Here is a 12,540-nt window from a genome sequence, read left to right on the forward strand (position 1 = left end):
CATTGTCGCTGGCGGCAAGGTCATTATTAACGGTGATGTTGTTATCACCGGCGGCAATAATGCCAATGATAACGGCGGCGGCGTGTACCTGAAGGGCGGCAAGCTGGAGCTGAAGAACGGCACCATCTCCGACAACACGGCCCAAAAGGGCGGCGGCGTTTATGTTACCGGCGGCGGCAAGTTCACCATGACTGGCGGCACGATTGAGGACAACAAGGCCGAGTCTACTAACATCCAGGACGCCCACAAAGAAACCAATGAATACGGCTCAAAGTGGGACTACAAAGCTGCCGGCGGCGGTGTTTATGTCGGAAAAGACAGCACATTTACCACCAATGGTTCGAATGAGGACATTCGCATTCAGAACAACTCCGCAGCAGAAGGCGGCGGCATCTTTGTTTACAATGATGGCAACCTGAACATGAATGGCGGCACGGTTGACGGCAACAAAGCTCTGGAGGGCGAGGGCGGCGGTATCTATATCAAGGGTACCGGCGAAATTGCCAAGGGCCTGATTACCGGCAACTCCACCGCAACCACCATCGACTTGGGCGGCGGCGGCATCTATATTGAGAACACTGGCAAGCTGACGCTGACCAATGCTCTTGTCACTGCCAACACCGCTGATGGTCTGGGCGGCGGCATTGCTGCCTGCATTCATGGGCGCACGGTTGTGTTTGCCAAGAATGGCGCTGCCATTTTTGGCAACACCGGCAACGGCGAAGAAGATGCCTTTGTGCATAACCGTGATAAAGATGGTTGGTCTGTACCCGGTCACGGTCTTAACAAGCCGCTTGACACCGCTAATTCTGGCGTTGACAGCAGCAATCTGTGGAAAGATGACAAGGCTTTCAAAGACGGTGCGCAGGATATCTTCTCTGCGGGAGATATCGACAAAATTCCTGACGATGGCCGTGAGCAGTTGGCCGGTATTTCTGTCAGCAACCAGATGCTTGCCAGTCTGGTGGCCGGCTGGACCGGGCAGACCTTTAACCACAAAGAGGGCTGTCCTGCTCTGACTGCACAGAACAATGGAACAACCCAGTGCACCTGCAGTCCAAATTACGACAAGAAGGAGATTAACGACAGCAACAGCAGCTCTATCTACGCTGGTTTGCTGATGGGCCTGACTTCTCAGTACAAACCGGGCACTCCTGAATACGAGGCTGCCTACGCCGCTGTAATGGCCTTTATCGCTGAGCAAGGCGGCGTTGTCATCAGTGGCAACACCTCTGCCACCCATGGCGGCGGCATTGCCAACAACGGCGTGCTCATTATCGGTCAGAAGGAAATGGAGGACGGCATCATCAACCCTGTTGATGTGACTGTCCGCAAAAACTGGACCACCGATGATGAGAGCGTAAAGGACCCCTCAACCGGTCTTAGCGCACAGGTTCAGATGACTGGCCCTAACTACAACGAGACCAAAACCATTATTGGTGACGGTCAGGCAGTCTTCACCCTTAGCTCTGATTACTTGAAAGCACAGGCTCCTACAGCAGGCAGCCATAAGCTGACATTCACAGTGACTGAAACTCCTGGAGACAACCCCAATGTTACATGGGACACTACCTCCTACCCAGTTACTGTAACCGTAACCAGGACAGAGGAAGATCATGAGATCGGCGAGTTCAAAGGCGACAGCAGCCTGAAGACCATCACCTATACGGTAGCTTCCGAGGGAACTGACATCACATTCAACAACACCTACAAGGCCCCCCGGGGCAGCCTGAAGCTTACCAAGGCTGTGAACGGTATTCTGAATGCCGGCAGCGAGGAGATTGCGAACAAGACCTTCAAGTTCCAGATTCAGGGCCCTGGCTACGACAACACTGTTGAAATCAAAGGCACTGGCAGCATTACCCTCAACGATCTGATCGCGGGCGAGTATACTGTGACAGAAGTTGATGCGGACGCACAAATTGACGGCTATCAAGTAACTGTCAGCGGAAATGGCGACGTTACCGTCAATGGCGAGGCCGAGACAGAAGTCATGGTTACCAACACCTACGACTACAAGCGCGGCAATCTGACTATCAACAAGGTTGTCAACGATGAAGCGATGGAGGAAGGACAGAAGAAGGCTGATCTTGCCAACAAGGCTTTCACCTTTACGGTTACCCAGATCAGTGGCGTTGGACCGATGGATGACAAAGACGTAGTGTATCCTGAGGGTTCCAGCAATATTACCGCTACAAGTGCTCAGATCACGGTTGTTGGTCCCGGCACTGTAATGATTGGCAACCTGCCTAAGGGCAGCTACACAGTAACCGAGGCGAACGCTGATGTAGAGGGCCTCACCTGGTCTTCTAACGGCACCGCTGATGTAAATGTTGAGGTTGACCCCGACACTACCCCCGGCCCTGCCACCATCACCAACACCTACGACTACGAGCGCGGCAATCTGACCATCAACAAGGTCATCACCGGCGCGGCGTCCACCAGCGAGACGAAGGATAAGGTCTTCACCTTTACCGTTACCGGCCCTGAGCATGTCACCGGGACCTATGATGGCATTTCCTTTGAGAAAGGTAATGCCACTGTGACCATCACCGGTGATGGTCAGAAGACCATTTCGGGCCTCCCCGCCGGTATCTACCGGGTGCACGAGGAGAACGCTGAGCTGGGCGGCTACACCTGGACCGTGAAGGGCAACGACCAGAGCGTGGAGGTCACCGGGGGCGGCAATGCCGCTGTCACTGTGACCAACACCTATGACGTGCCTTTTATCCCCACCACCAAGACCAAGAGCATCACCGTCAACAAGGCCTGGGCCGGAGACGAGGACGCTGGCATTCAGCGGCCCGCTTCTGTGCAGGTGCAGCTGATGGTCAACGGCGCGGCCAGCGGCGACCCTGTCACCCTGAGCGCTGCCAATGACTGGCGGCACACCTGGTCTGGCCTGGCGGAGAGCGCGGCGCTGAGCGTGAAGGAGATCGATGTGCCTGCCGGCTATGTGGCTGTCACCAGCCAGAACGGCAGCACCATCGTGATCACCAACACTTACAAGGCCACGCCTACTCCTACGCCCACTCCCACCCCCGGCCCCAGCCAGGAGCCTACTCCCACCCCGGAGCCGGATGAGGAGATTCCCGACGACGATGTGCCCCTGGGCCCTGGCCCGGAAGAGCCCGACGAGGAGATCCCCGACGATGACGTGCCTCTGGGCCCCGGTCCGGAAGAGCCCGACGAGGAGATTCCCGACGACGACGTGCCTCTGGGCCCCGGCCCCGAGCCCACGCCCGAGCCTGACGAGGAGCTGCCCGACCCGGACGTCCCCACCGGCCCTGCTGAGCCTGAGGAGGAGGACATCCCCGACGAGGAGGTTCCCCTGGCCAACACGCCCAAGACCGGCGACGATATCAGCCTTTGGTATCTGCTGACCGCTCTGTCCGCGGCCGGCCTGGTGTTCCTGGCCGTCACCGGACGTATGCGCAAGGAGGCTGGCAAGTAATTGCCCCTGATCGTCGTAAGTCCTGAAAATCCATGAAAAAAGCCGGGGCCAGGCTGCTGGCCCCGGCGTTCTGTTTTGGAGAGATGCTATGTCAAGAAAAACCCTATACAAACTGTTGACTGTGCTACTGGCAGCAGTTTTCCTGTTCAGCGGGGGTATGCTGATCTTCCGGCAGGTGGAATATTCCCGCAGCGCCGGAGACTATGAGGACGCTCTGCAGGTGGCTGGCCTCGCCCGGCCCAACAACGCCCGCGCCCCGGCGGACAGCCCTTCCCCGCCTCCCGCCAGCTCCCGCCTGGAAGACAGTACGCCGGAAGGTGAAGATGCCTTGCCCACCCCGGCCTCCCCGGAGTCTCCCCCCGAGGATACAGGGGAGACCGGGACTCCACAGGAGGCCCTTCCCCCAGAGGCCGAGCCTTTGACCTGGATGGACCTGGACGCTCTGCGGGCCATCAATCCTGAAGTGGCGGGCTGGCTGGATATTCCCGGCGTCCTGTCCTATCCCCTGCTTCACACCCAGAATAACCAGTTCTACCTGGACCACTCCTGGAACGGTGGGTACAATGTGTGCGGCTCCATCTTTTTAGAGTGCACCAACAGCCCCGACTTTCTGGACTTCCACACCCTGGTGTACGGCCACCGCATGGACAATGACTCTATGTTCGGGGTGCTGCGGTTTTATGAGGACCAGAGCTTTTGGCAGGAGCACCCTTATTTCTACATAGCGGACGGGACGCTGGTGCGGGAGTATGAGATTTTTGCGGCCTTTGAGGCTGACGTTACAGGCCTTGTCTACCGGCTGGACCTGGAGGAGCACAAGCAGGGCTTCATCGACTACTGCCTGGAGCGCTCCACCATTCAGACCAACATCATCCCCGCTGAGGACGATGCTTTCGTCACCCTCTCCACCTGCCCCAGAAGCGGCTATGACCAACGCCTGGTGGTTATGGGCAGACTGGTAGAGGTGTATGCCTGAGCCCCTGAAGGGCCCGCGCGTCCGCCAGCTTGGGGAGTGCGGTTCGCGCGGGCTTTCCCCCGTCCTCCCAAAGCCAGGGAAAATGTTGCAATTTTCCCCATCCTCCGGTATAATGTAAAAAAAGAGAATGGGAGCGCTTCATCCATGAAAAACTTACTGTCACATCTGACCACCTTTATTTACGCGGTGCTGGCCGGAGTCGCCATCTCCATTGGGGGCGCGGCCTTTCTGGCCAGCGACAGCCGGGCTGTGGGAGCCTCTCTGTTCTCTGTGGGGCTGTTCGCCGTGTGCACCTTGGGGCTGAACCTGTTTACCGGCAAAATCTGCTATGCGCTGGACAACCCGCCTGCCTATCTCATGAGCTGTGGGCTGATTTGGCTGGGGAATTTTCTGGGCGCCTGGCTCTCCGGCAGCGCCCTGGCCCTCACCCGGCTGGACTGGGCGGAAAAGGCCGGGAGCATCTGCCAGGCCAAGCTGGCAGACTCGCCTCTAAGCCTGTTCATTCTGGCGGTGTTCTGCAACATTCTCATCTATTTTGCGGTAGAGAGCTACCGGAACAACCCCCACAGCCTGGGCAAATATCTGGGACTGTTTTTGGGGGTGGCCGTGTTTGTGATGGTGGGCTTTGAGCACTGTGTGGCGAATATGTTCTACTTCTCCGTGGCCGGGGTATGGAATGGCCAGGCTCTGCTGGCTATTCTTATTATGACTGTGGGGAACGCCGCCGGAGGGCTGATCTTCCCCCTCTGCCGCAAGCTGCAGGAGCATGTCAAGGGCGAAAGTAAGTAAGGCAAGGCATAAGTCAACCATGCTGTGCCTTGACCACTCTGCTGATTAGTTCGTCAACCCAGTCAACAAAAGAGCATACAAAAACGGCCTGGGGCATTCCCCGGGCCGTTTGCTTTTCCCATTTTAACCCAGCCGCCGCTTCAGGGACTCCGGGTTGCCGGCATAGTCCAGCACGGTCTGCTTCTCAATCAGCCCAGCCTGATACAGCTTCATAATGGACTGATCCATGCTGATCATCCCCTCTCCGCCGCCGGAGGCAATGGCCCCGTCAATCTGGTGGGTCTTGCCGCTGTCCCGGATCATATTGCGGATAGCGTCGTTAATGCGCATGATCTCATAGGCAGGCACCAGGCCGCCGTTTTTGTCAGGCAGCAGCTGCTGGCTCACCACCGCCTGCAGCACCATAGAGAGCTGCACCCGCACCTGTCCCTGCTGGTCTCCGGGGAAGGTATCCACAATACGGTCAATGGTGTTCACAGCCCCCTTGGTGTGCAAGGTGGCAATAAGCAGGTGCCCGGTCTCCGCCGCTGTCATGGCGGTGCGGATGGTCTCGTGGTCCCGCATCTCTCCCAGCAGCATCACGTCTGGAGCCTGACGGAGACAGGCCCGCAGCGCCGCCAGATAGTCATGGGTGTCAATGGCAATCTCCCGCTGGCTGACAATGCTCTTACGGTTGCGGTGCAGGTGCTCAATGGGGTCCTCCAGGGTGATGACATGGGCCTCCCGGGTCTGGTTGATTCTGTCGATAATACAGGCCTGGGTGGTCGACTTACCGCTGCCCGCCGTGCCGGTGACCAGCACCATGCCGTGGGTCAGGTCCGCCAGCTCCATCACCCCCTCGGGGATGTGCAGGGTGCGCCAGTCGGGAATGTCAAAGGCCACCACCCGCACCACCGCCGCCATAGAGCCCCGCTGCTTATAGGTATTTACCCGAAAACGCGCCAGACCCGGCACCGCGCAAGAGAAGTCGTCGTCCCCCTCCTCCTCAAAACGCTGGATATCCCGCTCGGCCAGCTGATATATTTCTGTAATAAGCTCCTTGGTGTGCTGGGGAAAAAGCACCTCGCTGCCAATCATGTGCAGGCGCTTATCCAGCTTTTCACACACCGGGCTGCCGCTGATAATAAACAGGTCCGACGCGCCGTCGTCCACGGCCCGGCGGAAATATTCCTCCACTCTCTGCATATAAGTACCTCCTGATGGTGTGACGCAAGCGGTTGGTCGTGCTTTTTGATCCATGTATGCTGTAAAACCCTGGGGGCTGACTTCGCGCATCAGGCCCCGTCATCCCTCTGGTTTTAAAGCAGGCTTGCCCTATAAAGGAAAACAAGGTAACGCGGTCCACTGGCTTGAGAAGCCCATGCCGCCGCCCCTGTTTTCGCGCCTTGGTTGTGTGCGGCAGTCCAACTCCGCCGCGCTCTGTCATGAGCCCTGCCAGACCTCCATGTCGTCTGCGCCCTCCCATTCCACGGTTGACACAGCCTGCCAACGCTGAACAACAAAGCTGCCGGACTCATCCATTTGCAGCTCCACCTCCAAGGCCTGGGTCTCTGAAATCTGGCAGCGGTATGTATACCGGTCTCCGCTGACGGCAACGCCATCCGGGGTCTCCCCCAGCCGCAGCCGGGCCAGAATCTCCTGCGCCTGGCTGTCGGCGGCGTAATAGGCTGTCACCGCCTTGGCCGAAGCCTCCCCCAGCCGCTGGTCGGCCCGCACGGTGGAAAGGCTCAGCAGGGCAAACACCGTCAGGCTCAGCACCGCGAACACCACCAGCAGAGAGCTCCCCCCCAACGCCGGGGGCGAAAAATTTGATTTCTCCCGTCTGCCCGTCATCCCTCTTCCTCCTGCCAAGCAAATTCCATGGAAAACAGCTCTTTGCCGGTCGCTTCGTCATAGGCCGTCACCTGGGCCCGGGCCAAAGCCGGCACGTCCGACGAAAGCCGCACCGCCTCCACATGGTAGACCGAGGGGCTTTCTGTAAGCTGGCTATTCTCATCATAGTAGTATACCGGCGCGGAGGAGATTTCTCCACTGGCATCCGGCACTGGGATGACATTTTCCCCAGCGTGCCCGCTGGCCTTGCACTCTTCCGCCAGGTTCTGGCACAGCAGCACAGCCTTGTCCCTGCGCTGTCCCTCCCGGGACATACTGTCCGACAGCACAAAGGCTTGCAGGCACAGGGCCGCCGCCAGGGCGAACACCAGAATCATCACCATCTGTTCCATCATAATCAAAGGGGCTTTGCTTTTCATTTTGTATTCCACCCCTCTCCGCTGCGCAGGCTCAACACCAGCTCATCCCGCTGGCCGTCCGCCTGAGTAATGGCCACGGTCAGCGTCTCGCCGCCATTTGCCTCCTGGGCGCTCAGCTCCATGGCCTGCGCGGCCATAATACGCTCGCCGTCGGCAGGGCCCAGGCCGTCGGCAGGGGCGCTGTATAGCTCCATCAAACTGCCGTCATAGCAATAGATGCGGGTGACATACTCCTCCCCCGCCCCCAGCACCAGGGCCTGCACCCCTTCAAAGTCCTCCAGCTCCACCCCGTCCAGCCGGTCCGCCTGGCGCACCCGCTGGGCCACATACTGCACCGCCGTGCGCTGGGCGTGGGCTGCGCTGTCCCGGTTGGTGAGCCGCCGGTAGGCGTCGGCCCCGGTGAGCAGCACCATCAGAATGCACACGGCAAACACCGCAAACAGCAGCAGCGCCGCCAGCCCGTCTATATTATGTTTGACTGTTCTTCTATTCATCATGGCGTTTTTTCCAATACTGTGATATCCGGCATCAGGTTTTCCGCAAAGGCCGTGTAGTGCACGTCATAGCGTTCCCGGTCAATCTGTACGCCGTAGTGTTCTTCCAGGTATTCCAGGCTTGTGGGGTACGCCCCCTCGGTGGCGTAGCAGGTGACGCAGCCCTTGCGCAGGGCCTCTTCCAGCTGGCGCAGGCCCTCGGCAGACTGGCCGCTCTGCAGGCTGCCCACCGCTGTCACAAAAAACGCCAGCACGGCTCCTGCCGCCAGCACCGAACAAAGCGGCTTCAGCAGCCCGCCCCACCGGGCTATTCTCCGGCCCATGCCGTCACCCGATTGCCGCCATGATGTTCATCAGCGGCAGCATCACAGAGAGCAGAATCATCCCCACCAAAATGGAGCACACCAGCACCAGCGCAGGCTCTACCCGGCTCACCCGGTCTTCCAGCGCGGCCTCGCTCTCCTGAGCCAGATCCCGGGCCAGCTTCTCCATGGCAGTGTCCCCTGCGCCGCTGCGCTGGCCCAATTCCAGCAAACGGCACTGGGCGGCAGGCAGCAGGCCGCTCTCCTTCATGGCGGCGCTCAAGCTGTCTCCCTGGTCCAGCCGGTCCCGGCAGGCCAGGCAGCGGGCCTGGGCAGGGGGCACGTCCTCCATCAGATTTCCCGCCAGGGTGACAGCGTCCTCCATGGGCAGGCCGCTTGCCATGCCCATGGCCAACGCCTGGGCTACCCGGGCGTTGTTCATTTTGCGAGAGAGCCCCTTGTCTCCCCGGCGGCCCCGCCACAGGGCCAGCATTTTCTCCCGAAAGCCGCCCGCTGCCGCGAACAGCCCAAAGAACACCAGCGCAAGCCCCAACAACGCCAGCAGCACAGGCATGGCGCTGTCCAGCCACTGGCCGATGGCCAGCAGGCCGCCCGCCACCCCGGTAAGCCGCCCGCCCAAAGAGGCGTACACGTCCTCAAAAATAGGCAGCACCTGCACCAGCAGCACGGTGATGACCACCAGCATCAAAGCCAGCATCACAGCGGGGTACAGCAGCGCGCTGCGCACCCGCCGGTCCATCCGGGCCCGGTCCTCATAATAGCCGGAGAGGGCGGTCAAAGCGTCCTCCAACCGGCCGGACTGCTCCCCCACCTCCACCAGGCCGCAGACATAGGCGGGAAAGCCCTCTACAGCCCGCATGACAGCGGAGAGGGGCATGCCCTCGTCCGCCTTGGCAGACATGGCGTCCAGCAGCTCCTTGTCACTGCCAGCGCTCTCCTCAGCCATCAGGGCCAGACCGTCGCCCATGCCCACGCCGGCGTGGAGCAGCAGAGAGAGCTCCAGGCAGAGGGAGGATATCTTGTCGTTGCTCAGGTTTTTATTCAAGTTATGACCAGCCTCCTTACAGACGCGGAACGCGCCCGGAATGTTTACCCGTCTATTTTACCTTATTTGCGGAAAATTGTAAAGGGGGGAAGTGGAGAAGAAGCCCTTGCCATAGAACGGTAAAACCACAGGCTCTCCCACTGGCCCGGCCAGGTTTTTACTTTTTGCCAGCCGAAAAGGAATCGGCCCCGCAAAATTCCCTGGGCAAAAGAGAAAGCCCCCGGCTCTCGCCAGGGACCCTCCCTCAGTTCATATCAGTCATGGCTCTTGTTGTCAGTAAATCAGTAGATCAGTTTCGGGCTGTAGTTGGAACCGTCGCCAATGTACTTCATGATGCTCTTGCTGCTGTTGCTGGTAGACGCGAAGGTGGGGTCCATCCGCTGCCAGGTCTTGCCGTTGAAGTAGATGGCGCCGTCCACCCAGCCGGTCTTCTCGCTCCACACATGAATCCAGGCGTGGTACACGCTGCCGGCATAGCCTACCACCAGCTTGCAGGGCACGCCCTGGCTGCGGAGCATACCGGTCATAATGGCCGCATAGTCGAAGCAGATGCCCTTCTTCTCCTTGAGCACCGAGTCCAGCACAGGCAGGTAGCCGGATTTCACCGTCTCCGCCCGCTTGGTGTCATACTTGAAGTTCTTCACCACATAGTCGTAAATCTTCTCGACCTTCTTCATGGGGTCCTTTTCCTTGCCGGCCAGCTTTTCCGCCATGGCAATGGTGTTGGGGGCGTCCTCAATGTCCACATACTGGTTCGACCGCAGGAACGGGGCAAACTCGTCGGTAAACTTGGCGTCCAGGCTCAGGGTGAGCACTCGGGCATACTTGGTGCCGGAGGTGTTCTCAAAAACCACTACCTTGTATTTGCCGTTTCCGTCAGACAGGGGGAACGTGGTCCACTCCTTGGCAGGCAGGTCGTAGGTATACTTGGTGGTGGGGCCCTGAATCTGAACCTTCAGCCGCTTTTTGGTGTTTGCGGTGAAGTTGACCATCACATAGCCGTCCTTCACATTGGAGTAGTCGATTTTGGCCTTCTCGTTCTTCTCCACCTTTTTGCCGGAGGCCACGGGCTTCAGGGTCTTAAGCAAAGCCACAGGGCTGCTGGCCAGGGCCACCGCCTCGTCTTCAATCTCCTCCAGCCCATCCAGCTCAATCATGTCCACATAGGCTTCTTCCTCCAGGCCGGTGTCCCCGGCGCTGGGATTGGTCCCGGTCTGTCCACAGCCGGCAAGCAGCGCAGCCGCCAGCAGCAGGGGAACCACTCGTTTCAGAATACTCATCATTCACACCTTCCTTTTTCGTTGGCAGCCTTTCCGGAGCTCTCTCCGCATCAGGCCGTGTTGTTGTTTTCTTGCTGTAAGTATAACACAGCCTCTCGCAAAATGGAAGTGCATTTTGAAAGTTTTTCGTTATTTTAAAACCAGTTTTGTAACCGCTGCTTCCATAACTGCCTTCAGCTATGCTTCCATACATACTATATTATAGCAGATTTCCCCTGATCGGGCAATACCCCCGCCGGGTGTTTTTTACCGCGTCCAAAGAGCCGGCAGAGCCAGCCTCACAGTCGATATGCCCCATGAGCGATAAATATGGGGTTGCCCGGCAGGAGGATTTGTGCTATCATATTTTTATATGGAGGGACATGCCAGCAGGACTGGCCCCTCGCCCGTGGGCTCAAATTCTACTACTACAGAAAGGCGGTGCCGCCTTGGCCAGACGCAGACGAAAGCAATATCTGATTGGAAACCCCAGCCGGTCGCAGCTGGGCTGGGGCAGGCGCAGCGTGTTCGTCTCACAAGAAAAGCAGGCCCAGCACCAAGCGGCCCGGCGCATCAAGCTCTGGTCCCGGGTTGTTGCGGTTGTGGTCATTTTGGGGTTGGCTGTTATAGCCGGGTTTTTCCTCTGGTTCTACCTGGTGCCTTACTTCCATCAGGAACTCTTCCCCCCCGCCCCCAGCGTCTCCGACCCTGCCGCAAGCGAGGCTCCCCTGCCTGTCTACGATGAAAACGGTCTGCCCGTATACAGTGACGAGGTGAACCTGTTCACCATTAACCAGACCTCCCCCTCCGCGGATTATGTGCCGGAGCTGACTCAGGTGGACAATGTGCAGGTTGACAGCCGCATTGCCGACGCGCTGCGCCAGCTCAGCGCCGCTGCCCGGGAGGACGGGTATGTGCTGATTTTTACCGACGGCTATGTGTCCTATGAGGAGCAGGAGAAGCGCTATCTGGCCACGGTAGAGCAGCTGATGGAGGACGGAGACCTGACCGCGATCATGGCAAAGACCAAGGCCCGCTCCCAGACCCCCATGGCTGGGGAGAGCGATTTTCAGACCGGGCTCTGCCTGCGGCTGGCTGCGGACCGGGAGACCTTTACCCAGTCCAAGACCTACACCTGGCTAAAGAATAATATGGGGCGGTTTGGCTTTGTGTTCCGCTACCCAGAGGACAAGGTGGACTTTACCGACCTGGACACCGACCTGACCGTACTGCGGTATGTGGGCAGTGAAAACGCCGCGGCCATGCAGCAGCGCTCTATGTGTCTGGAAGAATATATCAACTATCTGGATGTGCAATAGAAAAAAACCGCCGGGGTATAAGGCTTTATCGCTTTACACCCCGGCGGTTCTGTATAGCTAAACGCCTTTACAGACTGGCGGGCCGCACCGGCACCCCTTGCCCCCGCAAATAGGTCTTCAGCTGGGGGACGCTCACCTCGCCAAAATGGAACAGCGAAGCTGCCAGCACTGCGTCAGCCCTGCCGGTGGTAAAGGCGTCATAAAAATGACTTAGCTGACCTGCCCCGCCGGAGGCGATCACCGAAATCCCCACAGCCTCGGACACTGCCCGGGTCAACTCCAAGTCATAGCCGGTCTTTACCCCGTCCTGGTCCATGCTGGTCAGAAGGATTTCCCCCGCACCCAGGGCCTCTGCTTCCCGGGCCCATTCCAGGGCATCCTTGCCAGTATCCACCCGTCCGCCGTTCAGGTAGAGCGTCCAGCCCCCTCCAGGCCGGCGTTTGGCGTCCATAGCCACCACCACGCACTGACTGCCAAACTTCTCCGCCGCCTCCCGGATCAGCGCCGGTCTCTGTAAAGCCGCTGAGTTTACAGAAACCTTGTCCGCCCCAGCCCGCAGTATATCTGTAAAGTCCTCTACCTTGCGTATGCCGCCCCCCACTGTAAAGGGGATGAAAATGCTCTCCGCT

General features: G+C 59.0%; 12 protein-coding genes. 4 read left to right on the plus strand and 8 right to left on the minus strand.

Annotated features, from left to right (window positions below):
* The 3 genes from ACTO5E_RS07805 to ACTO5E_RS07815 form a co-directional block, all read left to right on the plus strand.
* On the plus strand, positions 1 to 3,454 hold a 3,454-nt coding region (locus ACTO5E_RS07805; RefSeq protein WP_482302851.1), incomplete at its 5' end, for a DUF5979 domain-containing protein.
* 88 nt (positions 3,455 to 3,542) lie between these two features.
* Positions 3,543 to 4,430: a class B sortase gene (locus ACTO5E_RS07810; RefSeq protein WP_482302852.1), complete on the plus strand. Its 888-nt coding sequence runs from the start codon at positions 3,543 to 3,545 to the stop codon at positions 4,428 to 4,430.
* A gap of 144 nt (positions 4,431 to 4,574) precedes the next feature.
* Complete coding sequence (locus ACTO5E_RS07815; RefSeq protein WP_482302853.1) at positions 4,575 to 5,219, plus strand: formate/nitrite transporter family protein; 645 nt, start codon at positions 4,575 to 4,577, stop codon at positions 5,217 to 5,219.
* A 123-nt stretch (positions 5,220 to 5,342) separates the two neighbouring features.
* On the opposite strand, the gene ACTO5E_RS07820 is transcribed toward ACTO5E_RS07815, so the two are convergent.
* The 7 genes from ACTO5E_RS07820 to ACTO5E_RS07850 form a co-directional block, all read right to left on the minus strand.
* A complete protein-coding gene (locus ACTO5E_RS07820) occupies positions 5,343 to 6,404 on the minus strand; it encodes a type IV pilus twitching motility protein PilT (RefSeq protein ID WP_482302854.1) in 1,062 nt (353 codons plus the stop codon).
* A 237-nt stretch (positions 6,405 to 6,641) separates the two neighbouring features.
* Entirely contained in the window at positions 6,642 to 7,052 is a 411-nt protein-coding gene (locus ACTO5E_RS07825; RefSeq protein ID WP_482302855.1) for a hypothetical protein, read from the minus strand.
* Complete coding sequence (locus tag ACTO5E_RS07830; protein ID WP_482302856.1) at positions 7,049 to 7,471, minus strand: hypothetical protein; 423 nt, start codon at positions 7,469 to 7,471, stop codon at positions 7,049 to 7,051. The genes ACTO5E_RS07825 and ACTO5E_RS07830 overlap by 4 nt, the downstream gene beginning before the upstream one ends.
* Positions 7,468 to 7,968 carry a DUF4860 domain-containing protein gene (locus ACTO5E_RS07835; RefSeq protein ID WP_482302857.1) on the minus strand — a complete coding sequence of 167 codons (501 nt, stop codon included), beginning with the start codon at positions 7,966 to 7,968 and terminating at the stop codon, positions 7,468 to 7,470. The genes ACTO5E_RS07830 and ACTO5E_RS07835 overlap by 4 nt, the downstream gene beginning before the upstream one ends.
* Positions 7,965 to 8,288, minus strand: a complete 324-nt coding sequence (locus ACTO5E_RS07840) for a hypothetical protein (protein WP_482302858.1) — start codon at positions 8,286 to 8,288, stop codon at positions 7,965 to 7,967. The genes ACTO5E_RS07835 and ACTO5E_RS07840 overlap by 4 nt, the downstream gene beginning before the upstream one ends.
* A 4-nt stretch (positions 8,289 to 8,292) precedes the next feature.
* The gene (locus ACTO5E_RS07845; protein WP_482302859.1) at positions 8,293 to 9,333 is read right to left on the minus strand and encodes a type II secretion system F family protein; all 1,041 of its coding nucleotides are present in this window, start codon (positions 9,331 to 9,333) and stop codon (positions 8,293 to 8,295) included.
* Between the two features lie 281 nt (positions 9,334 to 9,614).
* The gene (locus ACTO5E_RS07850; protein ID WP_482302860.1) at positions 9,615 to 10,616 is read right to left on the minus strand and encodes a transglutaminase-like domain-containing protein; all 1,002 of its coding nucleotides are present in this window, start codon (positions 10,614 to 10,616) and stop codon (positions 9,615 to 9,617) included.
* 425 nt (positions 10,617 to 11,041) lie between these two features.
* Between ACTO5E_RS07850 and ACTO5E_RS07855 the strand changes: the two genes are divergently transcribed.
* Positions 11,042 to 11,911, plus strand: a complete 870-nt coding sequence (locus ACTO5E_RS07855) for a M15 family metallopeptidase (protein ID WP_482302861.1) — start codon at positions 11,042 to 11,044, stop codon at positions 11,909 to 11,911.
* A gap of 67 nt (positions 11,912 to 11,978) precedes the next feature.
* Here ACTO5E_RS07855 and hisF read toward each other — a convergent pair.
* A partial coding sequence (gene hisF, locus ACTO5E_RS07860) for an imidazole glycerol phosphate synthase subunit HisF (RefSeq protein WP_482302862.1) occupies positions 11,979 to 12,540 on the minus strand: 562 nt, incomplete at its 5' end.

Source organism: Acutalibacter sp. (assembly GCF_056800975.1).